22 protein-coding genes and 1 riboswitch are annotated in these 21532 nt (G+C 35.2%); of the genes, 7 read left to right on the top strand and 15 right to left on the bottom strand.

The genetic code is table 11. From position 1 onward, the window contains the following. Positions 1–163: 163 nt before the first annotated feature. Positions 164–265: riboswitch (TPP riboswitch) on the top strand. A gap of 94 nt (positions 266–359) precedes the next feature. Beyond that, complete coding sequence (gene thiT, locus COO03_RS21065; protein WP_097899016.1) at positions 360–1025, top strand: energy-coupled thiamine transporter ThiT; 666 nt, start codon at positions 360–362, stop codon at positions 1023–1025. 102 nt (positions 1026–1127) lie between these two features. On the opposite strand, the gene COO03_RS21060 is transcribed toward thiT, so the two are convergent. Beyond that, positions 1128–1460 carry a hypothetical protein gene (locus tag COO03_RS21060; RefSeq protein WP_097899015.1) on the bottom strand — a complete coding sequence of 111 codons (333 nt, stop codon included), beginning with the start codon at positions 1458–1460 and terminating at the stop codon, positions 1128–1130. 235 nt (positions 1461–1695) lie between these two features. Between COO03_RS21060 and hpt the strand changes: the two genes are divergently transcribed. Beyond that, positions 1696–2226: a hypoxanthine phosphoribosyltransferase gene (gene hpt, locus COO03_RS21055; protein WP_097899014.1), complete on the top strand. Its 531-nt coding sequence runs from the start codon at positions 1696–1698 to the stop codon at positions 2224–2226. Positions 2227–2338: 112 nt separating this feature from the next. Here the strand turns inward: hpt and COO03_RS21050 are convergent, their stop codons facing one another. The 14 genes from COO03_RS21050 to COO03_RS20985 all read right to left on the bottom strand — a co-directional run bounded on the left by COO03_RS21050 (position 2339) and on the right by COO03_RS20985 (position 14585). Then, positions 2339–2917, bottom strand: a complete 579-nt coding sequence (locus tag COO03_RS21050; protein ID WP_097899013.1) for a class I SAM-dependent methyltransferase — start codon at positions 2915–2917, stop codon at positions 2339–2341. A gap of 194 nt (positions 2918–3111) precedes the next feature. Then, positions 3112–5061 (bottom strand): ABC transporter permease, encoded by a 1950-nt coding sequence (locus COO03_RS21045; protein WP_097899012.1) that lies wholly within the window; start codon positions 5059–5061, stop codon positions 3112–3114. Beyond that, positions 5048–5818, bottom strand: coding sequence for an ABC transporter ATP-binding protein (locus tag COO03_RS21040; RefSeq protein ID WP_097899011.1), 771 nt, complete (start codon positions 5816–5818; stop codon positions 5048–5050). Before COO03_RS21040 ends, COO03_RS21045 begins: the two co-directional genes overlap by 14 nt. 356 nt (positions 5819–6174) lie before the next feature. Next, positions 6175–7338 (bottom strand): sensor histidine kinase, encoded by a 1164-nt coding sequence (locus COO03_RS21035; RefSeq protein WP_179863019.1) that lies wholly within the window; start codon positions 7336–7338, stop codon positions 6175–6177. Between the two features lie 118 nt (positions 7339–7456). Then, the gene (locus tag COO03_RS21030; RefSeq protein WP_097899009.1) at positions 7457–8140 is read right to left on the bottom strand and encodes a response regulator transcription factor; all 684 of its coding nucleotides are present in this window, start codon (positions 8138–8140) and stop codon (positions 7457–7459) included. A gap of 66 nt (positions 8141–8206) precedes the next feature. Further along, positions 8207–8731: a ferric reductase-like transmembrane domain-containing protein gene (locus COO03_RS21025; protein WP_097899008.1), complete on the bottom strand. Its 525-nt coding sequence runs from the start codon at positions 8729–8731 to the stop codon at positions 8207–8209. Beyond that, entirely contained in the window at positions 8731–9657 is a 927-nt protein-coding gene (locus COO03_RS21020) for an FAD:protein FMN transferase (RefSeq protein ID WP_097899007.1), read from the bottom strand. The genes COO03_RS21025 and COO03_RS21020 overlap by 1 nt, the downstream gene beginning before the upstream one ends. Before the next feature lie 2 nt (positions 9658–9659). Next, the gene (locus COO03_RS21015; protein WP_097899006.1) at positions 9660–9983 is read right to left on the bottom strand and encodes a hypothetical protein; all 324 of its coding nucleotides are present in this window, start codon (positions 9981–9983) and stop codon (positions 9660–9662) included. Next, entirely contained in the window at positions 9976–10593 is a 618-nt protein-coding gene (locus COO03_RS21010) for a copper amine oxidase N-terminal domain-containing protein (RefSeq protein WP_097899005.1), read from the bottom strand. The genes COO03_RS21015 and COO03_RS21010 overlap by 8 nt, the downstream gene beginning before the upstream one ends. Before the next feature lie 206 nt (positions 10594–10799). Beyond that, entirely contained in the window at positions 10800–12374 is a 1575-nt protein-coding gene (locus tag COO03_RS21005) for a permease (RefSeq protein WP_097899004.1), read from the bottom strand. Then, positions 12364–13080, bottom strand: a complete 717-nt coding sequence (locus COO03_RS21000) for an ABC transporter ATP-binding protein (protein WP_097899003.1) — start codon at positions 13078–13080, stop codon at positions 12364–12366. The genes COO03_RS21005 and COO03_RS21000 overlap by 11 nt, the downstream gene beginning before the upstream one ends. 88 nt (positions 13081–13168) lie before the next feature. Further along, positions 13169–13480: a DUF1648 domain-containing protein gene (locus tag COO03_RS20995; RefSeq protein WP_170958132.1), complete on the bottom strand. Its 312-nt coding sequence runs from the start codon at positions 13478–13480 to the stop codon at positions 13169–13171. Positions 13481–13680: 200 nt separating this feature from the next. Then, entirely contained in the window at positions 13681–14316 is a 636-nt protein-coding gene (locus COO03_RS20990) for an SdpI family protein (protein ID WP_097899001.1), read from the bottom strand. Beyond that, positions 14313–14585, bottom strand: coding sequence for an autorepressor SdpR family transcription factor (locus COO03_RS20985; protein WP_097836188.1), 273 nt, complete (start codon positions 14583–14585; stop codon positions 14313–14315). Before COO03_RS20985 ends, COO03_RS20990 begins: the two co-directional genes overlap by 4 nt. A 203-nt stretch (positions 14586–14788) precedes the next feature. Between COO03_RS20985 and COO03_RS20980 the strand changes: the two genes are divergently transcribed. The 5 genes from COO03_RS20980 to COO03_RS20960 all read left to right on the top strand — a co-directional run bounded on the left by COO03_RS20980 (position 14789) and on the right by COO03_RS20960 (position 21480). Continuing rightward, a complete protein-coding gene (locus COO03_RS20980) occupies positions 14789–15484 on the top strand; it encodes a response regulator transcription factor (protein ID WP_097899000.1) in 696 nt (231 codons plus the stop codon). Between the two features lie 2 nt (positions 15485–15486). Continuing rightward, positions 15487–16509, top strand: a complete 1023-nt coding sequence (locus COO03_RS20975; protein ID WP_097898999.1) for a sensor histidine kinase — start codon at positions 15487–15489, stop codon at positions 16507–16509. 94 nt (positions 16510–16603) lie between these two features. Beyond that, a complete protein-coding gene (locus COO03_RS20970) occupies positions 16604–18574 on the top strand; it encodes an ABC transporter permease (protein ID WP_097898998.1) in 1971 nt (656 codons plus the stop codon). Between the two features lie 198 nt (positions 18575–18772). After that, positions 18773–19525: an ABC transporter ATP-binding protein gene (locus COO03_RS20965; RefSeq protein WP_097898997.1), complete on the top strand. Its 753-nt coding sequence runs from the start codon at positions 18773–18775 to the stop codon at positions 19523–19525. Then, positions 19522–21480: an ABC transporter permease gene (locus COO03_RS20960; protein ID WP_097898996.1), complete on the top strand. Its 1959-nt coding sequence runs from the start codon at positions 19522–19524 to the stop codon at positions 21478–21480. The genes COO03_RS20965 and COO03_RS20960 overlap by 4 nt, the downstream gene beginning before the upstream one ends. Positions 21481–21532 lie beyond the last annotated feature (52 nt).

Here is a 21532-nt window from a genome sequence, read left to right as displayed (position 1 = left end):
TTCTGTTTTCACTTCGCATGGGGCGGAAAAAGGCACTGACCGCTTCTATGCATGGCCAGATGCTCTCTCCCATCTAAAAGAGGGGGGGGTATGTCGGTTTTTTAATATACATTTGTCATTCTTATCCATTTCGATTACAATGAACCTAGCAAATAAAGAATCTCGTTATCACAGGGGGAGCCTCGTTGCTGAGAGGGAACACTTCGTTCCGACCCTTAGAACCTGTTAGTTAATGCTAACGTAGGAATTGTGCAAACGTCGAAATACATATACCTCATTATTTTCTATTCACGTATTTCATCTCTCCCTATGGTACATTATTCTTTTTTGTGCAATTTAGATTTAGGGGGAATAACAAAATGCGTAACACCAATTTACAAGCGATGATTGAATCTGCAATCCTTGCAGCCTTCGCCTTGATCATCGATATCTTACCACTATCAATTAAAATTCCAACAGGCGGTTCCATTTCATTTGCTATGATTCCTATTTTTATTATCGCTTACCGCTGGGGATTCAAAATGGCTTTCTTAGGCGGCTTAATTTGGGGACTATTACAAATCGTAGTCGGCGATGCTTCTATTTTAACGCCTACGCAAGCATTCATTGAATACTTCATTGCATTTGCTTTTATCGGTTTTGCTGGTTTATTCCATCGTCCAATTCAAAAAGCACTCGGAACATATAGCACTAGTAATGAACAATCTGATCTTGGCAGCCGCAAAGACAAACCTTCATCAAAAAGTAACCAAGGGAAAAAAGTACTTGGTTATATGATCCTTGCTACATTCGTTGGTAGCTTTGCACGTTACTTCTGTCACTTTATTGCCGGGATTATCTTCTGGGGACAATATGCACCGAAAGGTCAATCTGCTGTCCTATATTCATTGATCGTGAACGGTAGTACAATGCTTGCTTCTTTCACGCTATGTACAGTACTACTAATCCTTTTATTTACAACTTCACCACACTTATTCAAAAACGCTGGTGCATATTATATGAATTCCAAAAATAAGAGCGCCTAAATGGTGCTCTTATTTTTCTAATAACGAATTAGATAAGTAATATCCATACATGCAAAAAGCATCGTAGATTTTCTCTACAATGCTTTTTAAGTGTCTCAGTGTCTAATTGTTACTTTCCTGTGATTTCAGAATAGGAGAGTCCAAAGCGGTAACTAACTGTCTTGTCTCAGTTTTCTTTAAGTGATTTATGACGTTACACTTACGATGTTGAAAGGCCCATGCTTTAATCGGGTTTGTGAAGATGATTCTTTGCTCTTTATTAGGGGTCTCTTCCTCAAATTTACAACTTTCGCTCCATTTACACCACTTCATTGTAAACTGTGAAGAAAAATGATCGTCTTCTCGATCAAACAAGTGCGAAAGGCTCATCTCTTCATCTAGTATCAGGGTGTTACTAGTTAATAAGAAAGCAAAGGTCATCCAACGTCTCTCCATTCCCTCCTACTCCTTTTCACATATAGTGCCTAAAGCTTACTTTACCTAAAATGTATTTGCCTTTTCCCTTACACTTATGAGTTTATCCAAAAAACTACTACTCAACTATCGATTTATCTTACAAATTACCTTACACTTTTGTAAGAAATGAAAAAACCTCTATCTTTTTTGACTTTTCCTTCACTATCCTTTACAGTCGAAATATTCATGAGTTTTACATTGTAGGAGGATTATAATGAAAATCGAAATAAAAGACACTTTAATCTCTGAAGAAGCATTGCAAGCAAAGGTTAAAGAACTAGCACTTCAAATTGAGCGTGATTTTGAAGGAGAAGAACTCGTTGTTATTGCTGTATTGAAAGGTTCTTTCGTATTTGCGGCTGATTTAATTCGTCACATTAAAAATGAAGTAACAATCGATTTTATCTCTGCATCTAGCTATGGTAACCAAACAGAAACAACTGGAAAAGTGAAATTATTAAAAGATATCGATGTAAATATTACAGATAAAAACGTAATTGTTGTAGAAGACATTATCGATTCTGGCTTAACACTTCACTTCTTAAAAGACCACTTCTTTATGCATAAGCCAAAAACACTAAAGTTCTGTACATTACTTGATAAACCAGAACGTCGTAAAGTCGATTTAAAAGCAGAATATGTAGGCTTCCAAATTCCAGATGAGTTTATCGTTGGTTACGGCATTGACTGTGCAGAAAAATATCGTAACTTACCATACATCGCTTCAGTTGTAACAGAAAAATGAAACCATATATAACTTCCATCAAATTTTGATGGAAGTTTATTCATATTATCCTGTTGCTTTGAAATAAAGTTTGATTAAAAGCATCTTATAAACACGTATTTATGCAATTCCATTACGCATATATCCTCCCAGCCTTTTTTCTACAACTAAGAACATAGGCTGGCGGAAAATTAAACCAAACCCTTTTCAATAAAATTTCTGGGAAAAAGGTTTGTATAAATCCTTTTTTTACAAGCGAATATTGGAATGTGATAAACTCACCATTCTCTTGTAATGCCTCCATCACATTATTTAAAATTCGTAACGATACTTCTTGTGGTAATGAAGTAAATGGTAATCCCGATAATACATAATCAACCTTCTCTATTTGTAATGCCTTTATATATTTCTTTATGTTTTCAGCTGATCCATGTATAACCAAAACATTTGGATCGTCCGCGAACTGCTTCTGTAACTTTTTGAAAAAAACTTCATTAATTTCAATCAGAATAAATATTGTATGTTCTTTTTTTCTTTTTATAATTTCTCTTGTGAATACTCCTGTTCCAGGTCCTAATTCTACAATGTACCGTGCTTCCTCAAAATTAATCGCATCAACCATCTTTTTCGCTAATATGTGAGAACTAGGTGCGATAGCCCCAGTTTTTTTCGGATGTTTAATAAATTCGGTTAAAAACGTAATAAGTTGCATCTAACCTCTCTCCGTTCATTCGGTATTGTCTAATACGCCTCCAAATATAACTATTATTTTTTAAGAAATATCATGGGATTTTCTTAATATTTTATGAAGAAATGTAAAAAAGCTTTGTGCATTTACACAAAGCTTTTTCTCTATTTACGAATAAATAAAACAGCTATTGCTCATCACAATAGCTGCTGCTTTCATTACTTCGCACTCACGATCTTGTAATAAGAACGAACTGTTAAGAAATAATATCCAATATAAATCACGCTATACACACCGATACTCATGAATAATGGAATTAGGATTTCATATGGCATTAACGTTGATAAACCTTTTAATGCAAATAAACTGTGACAAATCCCTACTACTAATGGAATTGCAAAGATAAAGCTTACTTGTTTTGCAATTGCCTTTTTCATTTCTCGTTTTGTAACTCCGACTTTGCGAAGTACAATGTATCGATCACGGTCTGCATTCGCTTCTGTTAATTGCTTGAAGTAAATGATAGAACCTGTTGCTAGTAAAAAGACTAAACCTAAGAACAAACCGATAAACATCATTAATCCTGTTGCTTCCAGCATACTGTGGAAACCAGTGTAAAAATCATTGAAAGGTAACGCAACTTCTGACTCTCCGATTGGCATCACTTTCTTTAATTTCTCTGTCAGCACTTTACTATTCTTTTCATCTTTCACATCAATATTTTTAACAATACGTGTCTCGGCCACTGCTTTCGCACTGTTATATACTTCATCTGGTACAATGACGAATAATTCACCTAAGTTTGTTATATTACGCCCTTCAGCACCTTGAATCGTTAATGTTTCCGCCCTATTTCCAATTGGAAATACTGCTTTGTTCCCCTTATATACCGTACTAAATTCATAGCCTTCCATATACATGCCATCGTATACAAAAGCTTCATCGGCAGCTAAACTAACCTCATCTATATCCATTTTCTTCGCCAATTTATTAAATGCTGATTGCGATACAAGCTGATATTTCTCAGTAACTAAATAATTCGCATTCATACCCATATCTACTTTTTCGCCTTCAAACTTACCTTTAACAGGAACCATTTCTATTTCGAATTGGTTCGTTACGGGATGATTTTCCTTCTCTTCATTTAAAATTGCATTTACTTTATTATCAAGTGCTGCATCCTTTTTCTCGTAAGAATAACTGTGCGGCGCATAATCTTTCGTTTGTTTAAATGTATTGTAATACATCGTTACAGATGTACCAACCGCTGTTAATGTTACCGCACTTAATACTGCAATTGTTGCTAATGACTTTGCATTTCCTTTAATACGGTACAACAGCTGCGACGTTGTTATCATATTCATTCCATTATAGAATGACGATTTTTTGTTTCTCGCTCTTTTTAAAACGAATACTGTAAAGAACATAAACAATAAATATGTGCCAAGTACTGTTGCAAGTAAAATATAAAATGCAACCATCATAAAGTCAGCATATTTAGCGGCCTTCATAAATGTTAGTGATAAGAAATAACCAGAACCAATTAAGAAGACTGAAATCAATGCCATAATAAACGAACCTTTTGGCATCGTTTCTCCTTCACGTTCTGCACGGAAAAGTTCGATTAATTTAAAGCGATAAATTAATCGATATCCTTGAAGTGATGTATACAATATAATTACGAAGAAAATGATTGCTGTATCAATAATTGCGGACATTGGTACTTCAAAATGAACATGTAAGTTTAATCCCATCATGCTTATTAACAATTCAAGGAATAACTTCGAAAGTACACTACCAATTGCAATCCCAATTACTAATGATATGAATCCCATTAGCATATTTTCATAAAATAACATTTTCCCAATTTGTCTTTTACGAATTCCTAGTAATGAATATAATCCAACCTCTTTTTTACGCTTACGTGTAAAGAAGCCGTTAGAATATATAATAAATACTGCTACGAAAATAATAAGCATCACACTTGATACTTGGAAGGCTCCACTAATTTTCTTAGAACCTTCCGCCGCTTTTTCCATTTGTGAGTTATACTCTAGCGCCTTAAATGTAAAATAAATAACGATGCTAAAAATCATAGATGTAAAATATAAAAAGTAATCCTTAAAGTTCCGCTGTATGTTGCGGAGGGCAATGCTAGATAACGTCATCCATTGCACCTCCGGAAATTGCGGACATTACGTCGACTACTTGTTGGAAGAATTGTTTGCGAGTTAATTCCCCGCGGTGTAATTCTTTATATAACTCGCCGTCTTTAATGAAGATAACGCGTTTACAATAACTTGCGGCAAATGCATCATGCGTTACCATTAAAATTGTTGAATTATCATATTCATTTAATGACTTCATACTTTCTAATAAATCTGTTGCTGATTTGGAATCGAGTGCTCCTGTTGGCTCGTCTCCAAAAATCATACTTGGATTTGTAACGATTGCACGCGATGCTGCGCAGCGCTGCTTCTGGCCGCCTGACACTTGATATGGAAATTGGCTTAAAATATGATCAATACCGAACTTCTTCGCTATTTCAAGAACACGGCGATCAATTTCACTTGTTTTCACTTTTGATAGTGCAAGTGGCAATGCAATATTCTCTTTCACCGTTAGCGTATCTAATAAGTTATAATCTTGGAAAATGAATCCTAAATGATCACGGCGGAATAATGCCAATTTATCATCATTCATTTTCAAAATGTCTTTTCCATCAATTAAGATCTCACCGCTCGTTGCATTATCAATTGTAGAAAGAACATTTAAAAGTGTTGTTTTACCAGATCCAGAAGGCCCCATAATTCCAACGAACTCACCTTCTCGAACTTGTAAGTTAATACCTTTTAATGCTTCAAATTTATTTCCGCCTGTATCATATACTTTTTTAATATTTTTCGCTTCTAATACTGTTTTCATCTCTATATCCCTCTCTTCATCTATTCTCTATTTTCACTATATCTAACTTCTACTCTTGCCACTATGGATGTTTCTTACACAAACATGACAGTTATGTAAGGCCATTTAGCAGAAGAAACATAAATTTAACTTTATGAAATAACTACTTTGTTACTATAACACTGGGATAAATAGCCAGCTATTCATTCTCCTTACATGAATATTACATTTCTGTAAGGTAAAAAAATCGGTGCTGATGATTCAGCACCGATTTCCTTGCGAAAGAGCAATATGAATGAAAAAAGAAACGAGAAACATAACTGTTATAGCATTACATATGGAAAGGATCCTTTTTCAGCATCATGACTTTCACTCTATCATTCTTTAATTGGTAATTGTAATCGAAACGTGGTTCCCCTACCTACTTCACTTTCCACATGAATGGTTCCACCGTGTGACTCAGCAATCCATTTTGCTATCGACAAACCGATTCCATTGCTGCCTAAATCCCTTGATCTTGCTTTATCTATCCGATAAAACCGATCAAAAATACGTGGCAATTGCTCTTTTGGGATGCCTATTCCTGTATCCTCTACGATCATTTCTACTGTTTTTCCTTTTTGGTGAACTTTTAGATAGACAGAGCCGCCTTGTTTGTTGTATTTTACAGCGTTATCTATCAAAATGTATAACAATTGTGTAATTCTTTCTTTATCTCCTATAACAGGACATGACGAAGATGTCACAAGAACAATCGTTACTTCTCTTTGATCGGCCAATAGTTGAAAAGAGCGAACTAGCTGTTCTAACACTGTATACAAATCAAAGGAACTCAACCGAATGTCTAATATTCCTGAATCCGAACGAGCAATCGTCAATAAATCCGCTATCAACTTCGTCATTCTTTTCACTTCATCTTTCATATCATGAAAAATTTGCTGTGAAAAAGGGGATAATCGTTCTTTCTCCTCGACCTCAATCACTTCTAATGACGATTGCATAATCGACAGTGGCGTCCGCAGTTCATGAGATGCATCACTGACAAATTCTTTCTGACGTTGAAAGGAATGCAAAATTGGAATCATCGCTTTTCCAGCCATGAAGTAACCGAGCCATAAGGATAAGATAAGGAACAAGATGGAAAGACAAGATAATACTAAGAGAAATTGATCCAAGACTTGTTGTTGAGCTGTTACATTCGTTCCTGCAATGATGGTTCCAAAATGCTTACCTTGCTCTTCAACAGAAAGACCAGCAAATAAAATGTCTTTTTTAGTACCAGTTTGATCTACTATCATCTCCTTGCGCACTTCCACATGACGAGGCTTCCACTCTTTCATTTCATCACCTAAAGCAGCTGTTACGTACGGTAAACTGTTATCGGCATCCATGATTTGTCCATCTTTCGAAAGAATATAATAAAATGTTTGCATATCTGTATAAGGGTGTTTGTCTCTTTCATTGTCGTTATCTATGTAATTTTGCTGATTTAGTAAATCGTTCTTATGTTCTGCCCATTCTTCCTTGACGAGCTGTATCACTGCCTCCCGCTGATATTTAATGATGGAAGATGATACAAGCATATATGCAATGAAAATAAAAGAAAGCAGAAAAATCATCATTAACCCCGTAAATAAAATGGTTAAACGCCGCCTTGTTTTAAAAAACATGATGCTTTACCAGTCTGTATCCTACTCCGCGGATATTATGAATGAGGCGCTCTCCTTCAGGAGTCTCCACCTTTTTTCTCAATAACCGAACGAGTGCATCAAGATTATTGTCTGACACATCAGCCTCAATTCCCCATATTTTATCCAATAATACATCCCGCGGTAATATTTGTTCAGGATTCGACATTAAAATGTTGAGCAGTTGATATTCTTTTGGTGATAATTGAATTTCCTGCTCTTTGCGGCAAACTTTATGATTCACACGGTCTAGTGTGAGTTCACCAACTTTCAATACATTATTTATAAAGGGGATGTTCCCTCTTCGTTCTAAAGCTCGAACTCTCGCAAATAACTCTTCAAACTGAAATGGCTTCACAATATAATCATCCGCCCCTGCATCTAGTCCTTCTACTCGATTTAATACATCATCTTTTGCTGTTAACATTAAAATCAGTCCCTGAAAATGATTATTCCGTAGTTGTTTGCATACATCAATTCCGCTGACCTCTGGCATCATCCAATCAAGAAGTACCAAGTCATATAGAGTAGAAAATATATAATCAAGCGCACTAGCCCCATCTGTTACCCAATCGACAGTATGCTTTTCCTTACCCAACATATGAACAATTAAACGACCAAGCTTCTTGTCATCTTCTGCTAATAAAATATACATTATCCCAACATCTTCCTTTTTCTTTTTATTATACACACAAATAGGTAGAAAAAAGAAAGAGATTTATTATATTTCATTGAATATTCTAATTACGAATAACGCAACTACCACTACGAAAGTAGCTGAATAAAAAATCACCATCCATAATGCGCCTGTATCCGTTCCAATCATGATTCCATGAATGAAAGCGAGTAAATATCCAGGAATAGCAAGATAATGAATCGCTCGCCACCACTTCCTTCCTATTTTTTTCATGACATCTGAGGAGATAAAAAGAAACAACAGTATATACAACGCAATCGTTCCTACTCCAGATGCGACTGTTTTGTAATTGGCCGTAAATGGAATAACAATTTCACTTAGAGTATATGAAACATACTGATCAAACAACAGCATGAGCGCATGAAAAAAGGCGAAAAGTAAGCTGAACCAGCCAGCCGTTTGATGAATGATTAATAGCATCGGTTGCCGCGTTTTCGTAGCTATTTTTCCTTTATACATTAATCCAGCTACATTTGAGATGAACAGCAGCAAATAGGCTGTGATCCCTGCTGACCGTATCCACTCCCACGTCGAATATAAGGTTCCCATTAAAACATCATCTTCTTCGTATATCGTTTAATTGTAGCACTAACTTTCACTTTTCCGTTTTCATCAATAATGACGGCTGCAGCGTGAGGAAAGTGCTCCAGCATCCATAGAATTCCTTCATGAAAGGAAAGGATGCATAATACTTTAGCAATCACTTCTGATTCAGCTGTACTTTTTGCAAAGACTGTTGCCTGTATAACATCACTTTCGGCCTGTAAACCGGTCTGTCCATCTAATAAGTGATGGCGAACGAAAGAACCTTGTTTCCATGATCGATGTTTTTTATTAGAAGTAGCCATGCACCCTTGCAAAAAATAAAATTGAGCAATATCTCTCTCTTCTTTTTCCGGATCTGCAATCCCTATGACTTTCTCCTGATTCCCCCAAACGGTAAGATCGCCTCCTGCATTGAGAATTCCGTTTACAACCCCTGCTTGCCTCATTAATCTTGCACCTCTATCAACCACCCAGCCCTTTCCAATCCCTCCTAAGTCAACTTTTTCTGAAGTTTGTTTCACGATTGCACTTGCATGATGGTCAAACTGAAAGGAATTGCAATCTCCCTTTCCTATGTCATTGTCTATAGTGCTCCCAACATCTGTTATTTGATCAAAAGATCGGTCATATCCCATTCGTTCCATTCTTCTCGCCATTAAGGGATTGAAATAATAATCCGTCATTTCAGCATAACGAATGGCTTCTTTCAGAACATCAAAAAGAATAGGGCTCACTTTAATTTTTGCACCGATCGGAGCACGATTGACCATTGCTAACTCATTGAAATTGAGAAAACGCGAACAAATAGATTCAAATGCAAAAAAGCATTCTTTTAATTTTCTGCTCCAACTGCTATTCCAAGGGGCATCTCCCTTAACCTGTACTTCGGTGTTCATAGCTCGAAAGGAAAATGAATATTCACCATCCATCGTTAAGACCTCCTTGTACGAGTTTCCGCCTGCTGTTTCCTAGTATTTTTACCTTTTGGAGTCAATGTGGCCGCTGTATTAGAGGTATCTATTTCCCAATTCCCTTCTTCCCAATCCAAAGTAGAAATCCATTGTTCTCTCTCGGTCTTTTCTGTTTCTTTTAATTCCTTAATATTGGATATGGAATAGTTGTCTCTTCTCGTATTTACTGAAGGATCTTCCTTTTGATTAGTCGAATTTTCCTCTTGTACAACATTTAAGAAAACCGCAAGAGAACTGATACTACCAATCCCTACTACCCATTTCAACCATTTTTGTTTAGCCATTTTGATTCACCCTTGCCTTCAGCAAAATCGTCTGATTTTCATTCCATGTTATATCCCACCCTAATGCATTCGCTATAACACTAACCGGCACGTATATTTTGCTATTGTATGTAATAGCAGCCGTTGGCATCGGTGTTTTATACATATCTTCATACACAGCCCGTGAGCCTTCTTTAAAAATCAAATGCTTTTTCTGCTGAATAACCTCAACTGTAGAGATTCGGCGGTATTCATAAACCTCGGCTCCTAAATAAACAGCTACTTCTTGTACGGGGACAAGTATTTGCCCCTGATAGGGCAACACCTCTAACAAACATTCTTTTTCATTCTCTTTTTGCATCCTTATTTGTTGCTGAGTCGTTATAGGACTTTGTTCGTAAGCAATACTAAGAGCAGATAATTTTGACCATGTATGCCAAACTTCTTTCTGTGTATTTACTGTTTGTTTTTCATAGCCTTCCTCCGATTCATGACCTTCCTTTTTCTTGTGTTTCTCATGTTTCTCGTGTTTTTCATGGTCCTTATCGTCATCCGCATAGCTTCCTTGTTGAGGTATGAATATAAAAACAAAGAGCAACAAAAACGTTAGTAATTTATTGTTCCTTTTCATATTTCTCTCTCCTCTACCTTATCGATAACTTGAATATAAAGAATGAAACTGAAAATAAAATGAAAACTTTAAAATCGTGTTAATTGTTTAAAAGGATAAAGTCCTTCAATTCTTGAAAAAACGAAAAGCCGTTCTTCCAAATGGAAAAACGGCTTTTCGTTTCTTTTATAAATTTGAATTTGGAGACAGCTTTTTACACTAACATTTCACTTTATACTTCTTTTAGATTCATTGTTATACAATACTGCAGTCATAATCGAAATCATTACAACAACTACAAAAGTAAACACCCTATAGTTTGATATCACAGCCGTACCTACTAGCAAAGCAGGAATGCCCGCTATAATCATACCTCCAAGCATGCCAAGAGCAGATCCCACACTTTGTTTCACCACTTGTGTTTCGGAAACCCAGTCGTAATAAGCGAATCGATTATTAATAAAAATACCCCATACTGCTGAAAAAAATGAATATGTGATAGGAGTTATTATGATTAAAATGGAAGTCCAAATATCCGGCTTTAAACCTATTATCATCAGTATAGTGCTAATAATCGATGCCGGAATGCTTAATGAAAGATTCATTAGAATTTTACTATCATAAATCATTTTAGGGGTAAGAGGTAGTGACTTGATAATCCATACGTTTTTCCCCTCTAACGACAATGACACACAAGTTGTACATGTCATGGAAATCATCGCTGAAATAGCAAACGGTGCAATTTTTTGGAGAATTGTTTCAACCCCTGGATATCCGATTAATTGGCTTGGTCCTACTACAACTACTGCAAGTGAGAAAATGACTGCTATGACAACTCCCATACCAATATTTATCACATATACTGTAGAAGAAAAGAAACGCTTTAATTCTTTTTTATATAATGCAATCAATACTGTTTCTTTCTTCATACGATTGATCTTGTAATCCGAACACATATGATACGTAGAAATGCCTGTGTTGATTTGCTTATATTTAAGAGCGAGTATTTTCACAAAAAGATAATACCAAATAACAGATATGCCAACAAAAAGGATGAAAGCCCCTATATTCGCATCGACAATTGCTTTTTGAAAAATGGTAGCTAATGGATACACTTTAGTTAATCCCTCTGAAACAGTTGCCCCAATCCCTTCTAAATCAGTAAAGCTATATTTCGTATTTCCTTGCTTGAACATAAAGTATCCAAAAATAATGATTGCTATAAAGCTTAAAATGGTGGTGATTCTATTTGCATATCTAAATTTAGAGGCTATCGCTGTAATACATGCTCCAAAAACTGCCGCAATTGTTGTTGGAATTAAAGATACTGTAAACAGAGTGATAATCCACATTAAATAGAAAGACGCTAATGGCTTCTCATATATACAATAAACAACGCCCATCGGCAGCATGATGATCATTGAAAAGACCGTATTTAATACGTACAAATACAAAAATCTACTAGCAATAATCGTATCTACACGAATCGGTAAAGACATAACAAAATCATAATCCTTAAAAGCGAAAATCTCGCCATTCGCCTTAAACATCGTGAAAACTAAAACTAATACACTGCTAATCACAAATGCATAAACCGGAATGACTTCACCTATCCCAAGTTTGATCAATCCATATGCCGCGCTTCCACAATACAGTATCAAAAGGGCAGCAACTAATGCAATTGAGACTGAAATTAAAATTTTGTTCTGCTTCTTTTTCTTATCTTTTTCATATTTAAAAGTATTGAGGCCAAGCTGCGTTATTAGACGAATTTTTAAAAGAGCTAGCGTATTACTTCTCATCGGCAAGCACCTTCATAAAGAGCTCTTCTAATGAGTTTTCCTTTATTAAAGACTTTACTTCCCCTGAAATTGCTAGTTTCCCTTTATGAATCATCGCTATCTTATTACATAACTTTTCTGCTACATCTAATACATGAGTAGAAAAGAAAATCGCACTGCCTGATTCGCAAAGTTCCCTCATAATCCCCTTAAGTACAATAGCCGCCTTTGGATCAAGTCCAACAAAAGGCTCATCTAAAACTAATAATTTCGGATGATGTAAAACTGCTGATATAATCGCCACTTTTTGTTTCATACCGTGTGAGTAGGAAGATATTAAATCTCCCAAATATGGTGTAATCTCAAAAGCATCCCCATATTTTTGTATCCGTTCCTCTCTGTCTTTTGCAGACACTCCAAAAACATCAGCAACAAAGTTCAAATATTGAATTCCTGTTAATTGCTCATATAAATCTGGATTATCAGGAATATATGCCATTACTTTCTTACACGTAATCGGGTCTTTTTTTACTGAATGCCCATCAATAAAAATTTCGCCCTCTTCGAAATCTATAACACCTACTAATGATTTAATTGTCGTACTTTTCCCCGCACCGTTATGTCCGATAAATCCAAAAATATCTCCTGCTTGAACAGTCAGATTCAAATCATCTACCGCTTTTTTGCCACCTTTGTATGTCTTGCTAAAATTTATGATTTCTAACATATTCTCTCCCCCAAACGATTTAAACTCGTATCGTGTCGAATCAACTGAATGTATTTTAGTTGCATAATCAATCGTTCACATTGAAGCATTACTTAGAAATGAATAGACATATCGGAATAATGATTAACGATAATGCAGGAATTGACCATTTTTTTAATACTTGCTCTGCTTTCGGTATATTTTTTTGAGAATAATTGATTGTAAAATGAACGATCACATTAGTAACAAACATAAGCAGTGGCATTCCAAAAACTACTATATTTTTACTTACATAATGATCAGCGGCACCTGTAGCACTCCAATGAATAGGCATTTGTTCTGGCAAATCACTATATAAAGCAATTGATAATATCATTGGCACTAAACAAACTAACGAGCTTATGATACACGTTACATCCATTTTCTTTTTCATCATCTTTTCTCCATTCCATCATTATTTTTGTTACTTAATAAAAAAATATTAGGATTACATCAATATTAATCTGAATATTCAGACTTTCGTTATTAAATTTCACTCAGTGAGGTTTTTTCTTTTCCTCACTGAGCATTCTTATTAAAATATATAACTAATAACTAACTGTCCAGAATACAAATACTCGCTTATATCCCCATTTCTTTTTTATAAACAAAATAAGAATACAGCATCGTTAATGCTACTGCTCCTATAATAATTCCAAGCATCAAAAATGATTTCAAAGCTGCTGGTGCAAAAATACTTATAATCATCATAAGCCCTACTATTACAAATACTTTTCCGCTAAAGCGATGTGTTTTCCGCCATACTTCTTCATTACTTAATGTCCAAGCATTCCGAATCCCAATGAAGAAATTTGGTTTACATTGTGGTAAATAGTTGCCGATTACTAAAAATAAAATACCTACAATTATATTTGGTGCACTATTCATTGGAATTTTGTAGCCTAATGCCGTTGCAAGTACAAGGATATTCACCAAAAATAAAACAAATAATATACTGTAACTTATCATTGTAAAACTCTTAGAAAATTTATCATAATTCGTTTTCCTTGGATCCACCTTTGGAATAACGATTAGTAATCCATAACTAACAATCATAATACCTAATGTTAAAAGCATTGCATTAAACTTTGTAGCAAATCCATTTGCTTCTTCACCGCTCCAATGAATTGCCATTGTCTCTGGTAGGTGTGGCCAGGAAACCGCCCATGCTACACATGTTATAAGAATTAGTATGATTGCAAAAAGATGTTTTTTCATTTCCCCTCTCCCCCTTTATTCGTAAACGTAAACACCCAAGTTAATAAATCTTGAAAAACAGTGGTGTTTAAGGAATATACAACAAATTGCCCTCTTTTTTCATCTTGAATGAGCTCAGCGTTTTTGAGCGCATTTAAATGATGAGAAATACTCGGCTTTGTCATATTGAACTGTTCGGCAATTTCACCAGCCGTTAAATCGCCCTCTTTTAATAAGTCTAAAATCTTTCGCCTTGTTGGGTCTGCTAATGCTTTAAATGCTTGATTCAATGTCTTTCTTCCTTTCACCAATTAGACATTTAGATATTTATCTAAATGTTAAAATAAAAACTACAAATTGTCAATTATATACACAGCCCTTTTTACTTTTTCACTTTTGACCTATACTGTTTACTAGCGCTCGCTGCAACATAATGAAAAGACAGAAAACACATGGTACACTATAACTACAATTGTTTTTAGGAGGAATACATATGTATAAAATTTTAATCGTTGAAGACGATCCAAATATCTCATCTTTACTACAATCTCATATTCAAAAATACGGTTACGATGCAGTTGTTGCCGAAAACTTTGATGATATTATGGAATCGTTTAACACTGTGAAACCACATCTTGTATTGCTTGATGTCAATTTACCGAAATTCGATGGTTTCTACTGGTGCCGTCAAATTCGTCATGAATCTACTTGTCCAATTATTTTCATTTCAGCACGTGCAGGTGAAATGGAACAAATTATGGCGATTGAGAGCGGTGCGGATGATTATATTACAAAACCATTCCATTATGATGTTGTCATGGCGAAAATTAAAGGTCAATTACGCCGCATTTACGGTGATTATGCACCAAATATTTCAGAGCGTATTGTTGAAGTGGAAGGTTTAAAATTATTCCCTGAACGACCAGAAATCCATTTTGGCACTGAGCAAGTTCTTCTAACAAAGAAAGAAGCAATCTTAGCTGAAATGCTTTTATCTAAATTTCCACGTACAGCGAGCCGTGAAGATTTATTAGCTGCACTTTGGGATGACGAAAGCTTCGTTGAAGAAAATACACTAAACGTAAACATTACACGCCTTCGTAAGAAATTCAATGAGCTTGGTATTGAAAATGCAGTTGAGACTGTACGCGGATTAGGGTATCGTTTAAACGCAACTTGGAGTGAATAAGCATGAAGTTATTTTTACGTGATCATTTTGCGTTTTTTCTATTGTATGCATTAAACTTCGGTATCATTTTTATTCTATATGATGCGGTAGATGGATTCCAAAACAATAAGTTCTACTTTATTGTATTAAGTTTATATTTATTTATTTGCTTCCTCGCTTATCGTTATGTTCGTAATCGTAGAATGTATCACAGATTAAGTGAGCCGCCAGAGAAAATGGAAGATGCATTTATTGAAAGAGCAACTGCCCCTATGCCGCACGGTGTAAATGAGCTTGTTCGCACGCAATATCGTCTATTCCAAAAAGAACTGCAATCATATGAAGTAAAACAACAAGAACACCAATTGTTTATTAACCACTGGGTACATCAAATGAAGACGCCAGTTTCTATTATGCAGCTGATGGTATTAGAGATGGAAGATGAGCATCTCATTCCGAAGTTTAAGAAAGAACTAGAAAGATTGAATCAAGGGCTTGATATGGCGTTATATATGGCAAGATTAAATAACTTCCATGAAGACTTCCATGTAGAAACCATTTCACTAAAAGATACTGTAACGAAAAATATTAATGGCTTAAAAGAACTCTTTATTCGTAATGGCGTCTTCCCCGTTTTAGAAGTTCATTCCGACCTTATGGTTGCTTCTGATGCGAAGTGGCTTAAATTCATCATTTATCAATTAATGACGAATGCCGTTCGTTATTCTGGTGAGCGCGGAAAGAAAGTCTTCTTATCTGCTTATCGTAACGGCAGAGATATTATTCTAGAAGTTCGTGATGAAGGTGTCGGTATCCCGCAGGAAGATATTCGAAGAGTATTTGAACCATTTTATACAGGGAAAAATGGCCGTGCATTTGGAGAATCTACTGGTATGGGACTTTATATTGTGAGTAAAATTTGCTCTTATTTAGGCCATTCCGTAAAGCTAGACTCTGAAGTAGGCAAAGGAACTAGCATTAAAATCATCTTCCATAACGCTGCAAACAATGAGGCAGATAAACAAGAAAAGGTGATAAATGAATGAAAATAGCATATTTCAGCAAAATGTATGAGAGCTCATTCTCATACATTTTTTACAACATGACTACATCTTTCTCTTCTAGTTGGAGGTATACAGCATGACTTTTTGGCAGTTTGCATTTAAAAACGTAACGCGAAATTCCCGTGCTTATTTTGCCTACTTTTTAAGCAGTGCGTTTTCCATTGCGATTTTCTTTTCATTTGCAGTGTATTTATTTCATCCTCGTCTAAAAACTTTTAGTACAGTTGAGGGAATTACAGGGCTAATGATATTTTCAGAAGTAGTCATTGTGTGCTTTTCCTTTTTCTTTCTGTTTTATTCCATCGGCACTTTCTTAAAAGTTCGTAAAAAACAATTTGGAATTTTAACCGTTTTAGGAATATCAAGAAAGCAATTGAAACGTCTTGTTTTTATGGAAAATATGTTGATTGGGATATTATCCATCTTTGTTGGCATTCAACTTGGACTCGTATTCTCACAATTTTTCTTATTAGTAACAGGAAAAATCACACACGTTCCAGGATTGTATTTATATTGGCCTTCAGGGGCCATTATTTTAACAGCAACAATCTTTCTTGGACTCTTTATCATTGTTTCTGCTTTTACTCCTATGCTCATTCGTACACGAAAAGCAGTACGCCTTTTAAAAGAAGGAAAAATAAAGCAAAAAGAACGCAAACCATCTATACTTATTTCTTTATTTGGTGCTCTATGTTTACTATCGGGATATATGCTAGCTGGAAATCCAATGTTCTTTCTATCGTTAGGTCCAGACATTGCATCAATTTACATGTTTTCTAGTATTTTCGTCATTCCGTCACTTGTAGCAATTGGAACATACTTTTTCTTTTCACAAATTTGCTTCCTGTTCATTCGGATTTTGAAAACAAGACGAAAATTTTACATGAAGCGAATTAATATGTTGTGGATTTCAGATTTGGCAAGCCGTATTCGAACAAATATTAATATGCTTTTTATTGTAGCTATGCTATCTACTCTCGCTTTTACAATGATTACATTCATATACGGATTTGGGAAGTTTATAAAATTGGATGTAGCAAAAAATAATCCATTCCCGTTTACCTATCTTTCATACGATGCGGATCCCATGGCCACTCAACATATAGACTGGTTAGAACAGCAACTAAGCAAAGAAGGTTTTACATATAAAACGGTTAAAACCGATTTATATGCAGTGTCATTGAAAGTAGATGACATGACTGCCGATGAAAGAGAAGCGTATGTATTAAAGCAAAGTGACTATAACAAGCTTGCTACTGCTTTAAATCTCAAACACCTTTCTGTAAAGGGGAATGAAACATACATACTCCCTGGATATGGATATATAAACCTACTGGGTCCTATAGAGGAACAGTTCGAACAAAAAAACGTTACACTTTCTCAGAATTCCTTTCCCTTACATGTAAAGGGATATGAAAATTTTAGCGTCATCCCAACTGGAATGACGTATCAATTACTTATTTTATCTGATGATACCGTACGCTCCTTATCGAATAACATGAAACATATGACGCTTTATAATTTTCAAGTAAAAGACTGGGAAAAGACACATGAAATCGCTGCAGAGTATCTTGATAAATTAGAAAAAGAGCGAAAAAGCATCCCATCTGAAGAACCTTTATATAGGATGTGGGAAGCGAGTGATACGCTATACCAAATTAAATTAGGTGCCGCTTCATTCTTCTTTATTGGTACTTTCCTTGGTGTCATTTTCTTCATTGGTGCCGGGAGTGTTCTTTACTTTCGTATGTATACGGACTTAACAAATGAACAAGAAAAATATATTACAATTACAAAAATTGGGTTAACAGAATCTGAAATGAAGCGATCCGCTACCATTCAGCTCGCGATCTTATTCTTCGTTCCGTACATTATGGCTTCCATTCATACGATGTTTGCCACAAAAATGCTGCAAGAAGTCATAAATATATCATTATTTGCTGAAGTTACAGTTGTCCTTACGATTTTCGGAACGGTTGAAATTATCTTTTTCTTGTTAATTCGTTCCTTATATATGCAAAAGCTATCTCGGCATATTAGTCTTTAAAAAAAATATATACATCAATAAAAAAAAAACGACATAAAACCCCTCTTTTTAAGTGGGNNGAAGCGGTTAGGGCCTTTTCCTGCCACATGCGAAGTAAAAATAGAAAGAGCAGATAAGTGTAGGTTACTTTTTATTCTGCATAACTGGGATTTAGATGTCGAAAAATGAAAATGGATTTATATAGAAAGGTGATTCTTTATGGAAGAAGTCTTACACATAAAAAATGTCTCTAAAGTGTATGAGGGCAAAGTCCCTCATACCGCTTTAAAAAATATTAATTTACATGTAGATAAAGGAGAATTTGTCGCAATTATGGGACCTTCAGGAAGCGGGAAATCCACTTTCTTAAATGTAATTTCGACCATTGATTCTCCCACTGCGGGCGAAGTTTTTATTAATGGAAAACAGCCGCACACATTCCGCAGGGAAAAACTAGCCGTTTTCCGTCGCCAAGAATTAGGATTTGTCTTTCAAAACTTTAATCTACTAGATACATTAACAATTGGAGAAAATATTGTACTCCCATTAACATTAGATAATGTTCCATTAAAAGAAATGGATACGAGATTAGATATTATTTCAAAGAAACTTGGAATTGATCACATTTTAGATAAACGAATTTTTGAGGTTTCTGGCGGTCAAGCGCAGCGTACAGCCGTTGCACGCGCTGTTGTTCATAACCCGTCTCTCTTGCTCGCTGATGAACCGACAGGAAATTTAGATTCTAAAGCAGCAATCGATGTCATGGAGCTATTTACAAAACTAAATAAAGAAGAACAAGCAACCATCTTAATGGTAACGCATGATCCATTTGCTGCTAGCTATTGCAATCGTGTTATTTTTATTAAAGATGGTGAGCTTTACAATGAACTACACCGCGGATTATATCGTGAAAAATTCTATCAAGAAATATTAGATGTATTAGCACTACTAGGGGGAAGACGCAGATGACGTTTTGGCAGTTTGCATTTAAAAACGTAACGCGAAACTCAAGGGCTTATTTTGCCTATTTTGTGAGCAGTGCGTTTTCTATTGCCATTTTCTTTTCGTTTGCAGTGTATTTATTTCATCCTAAATTAAAAAACAACGGCTTAAATCATGCTCTTGACATCTTAATGACAATTTCCGAAGTTGTAATCGTAATCTTTTCATTGTTCTTTTTACTATATTCTATCGGTACTTTTTTAAAAGTACGAAAAAAACAGTTTGGGATTTTAACAGTATTAGGTATATCTCAAAAACAATTAAAACGCCTCGTATTTATGGAAAATATGTTAATTGGTATTCTATCTATTTTTGTAGGCATTCAATTTGGACTTGTGTTTTCACAATTCTTTTTATTAGTTACTGCGAAAATCACTCATGTACCAGGACTATATTTATATTGGCCAACAGGGGCTATCATTTTAACAATAACCATCTTTCTTGGACTCTTTATCTTTGTATCATCTTTTACGCCTATGCTCATTCGAACAAGAAAGGCTGTACGCCTTTTAAAAGAAGGAAATGTCAAACAAAAAGAAAAAAAACCATCTATACTCATTTCCTTGTTTGGTGCTGTATGCTTGCTATCCGGATATACATTAGCAGGGAATCCGAAATTTTTCATATCACTAGGGGATGTAATAGCCGTTCTATACGTTCTCTTTAGTATTTTCTTGATTCCATCACTTGTAGCAGTTGGAACGTACTTTTTCTTTTCTCAAATTAGTTTTTTACTCATTCGGATCTTAAAAAAGAGACGGAAATTTTATATGAAACGAATTAATATGCTCTGGATTTCAGATTTAGCAAGTCGCATTCGGACAAACATTAATATGCTCTTTATTGTGGCAATGTTATCCACTCTTGCATTTACAATGATTACCTTTTTATATGGATTTGGGAAATTCACAAAATTTGATGTTGCACAGGAAAACCCATTCCCATTTACCTATCTCTCACACGATGAGAACACATTAGCTGCTGAGCATATAGACTGGTTAGAGCAGCGGTTAACCGAGGAACAATTTACATATCAACAGTTCAAAGTAGACTTATACGAAGTATCAGGGGCAGAACAAAATTCATCTCCGTATTATGTCATCAAACAAAGCGACTATAATACACTTGCTACTGCGTTACAACGAGAAAATCTCTTTGTAAATAAAAATGAAACTTATGTATTTCTAGGACATTTAAATCAAGGTTTCTTTGGTACAATTGATGAGAATTCAAAACAAAAAACAATTACACTTATGCAAAATTCACTACAATTACAAGTAAAAGGTTACAAAAATTATAGCGTTACACCATTTCGTTTAGTACCACAATTAATTGTACTATCTGATCAGGACGTATCTGCATTCCCAGCTAACACGAAACATATGACGCTGCACAGTTTTCAAGTTCAGAATTGGGAAAAGGCGCATGTAATCGGGGCAAAGTTTATGGAAAAAATCAGCAATGAAAGTAAAGAGTTTCAATCCGAACATCCTGCATTTCATGCTGCTGAAGCAAGCGATTCACTCTATCAAACAAAACTAGGTGTTGCTTCATTCTTCTTAATTGGAACGTTCCTTGGTGTCATTTTCTTCATTGGTGCTGGAAGTGTCCTTTACTTCCGTATGTATACGGATTTAACAAATGAGCAAGAAAAATATATTACGATTACAAAAATTGGTTTAACGGAATCTGAAATGAAGCGATCCGCTACCATTCAGCTCGCAATCTTATTCTTCGTTCCGTACATTATGGCTTCCATTCATACGATGTTTGCCACAAAAATGTTACAGGGCGTCCTAGGACTATCGTTATTTGCTGAAATTACAGTAGTTCTTACGATTTTTGGGACAGTTGAAATTCTCTTTTTCTTATTAATCCGTTCGCTATATATGCAAAAGCTATCGCAGCATATTAAGCTTTAAGAAATAGAAGGGTGATCTTTTTTTATGGAAGAACTATTACACATTAAAAAAT

This window comes from Bacillus sp. AFS098217 (assembly GCF_002551815.1).
In the GTDB taxonomy this organism is placed as follows: Bacteria; Bacillota; Bacilli; order Bacillales; family Bacillaceae_G; genus Bacillus_A.
This window is presented reverse-complemented; position numbering and strand designations above follow the sequence as displayed.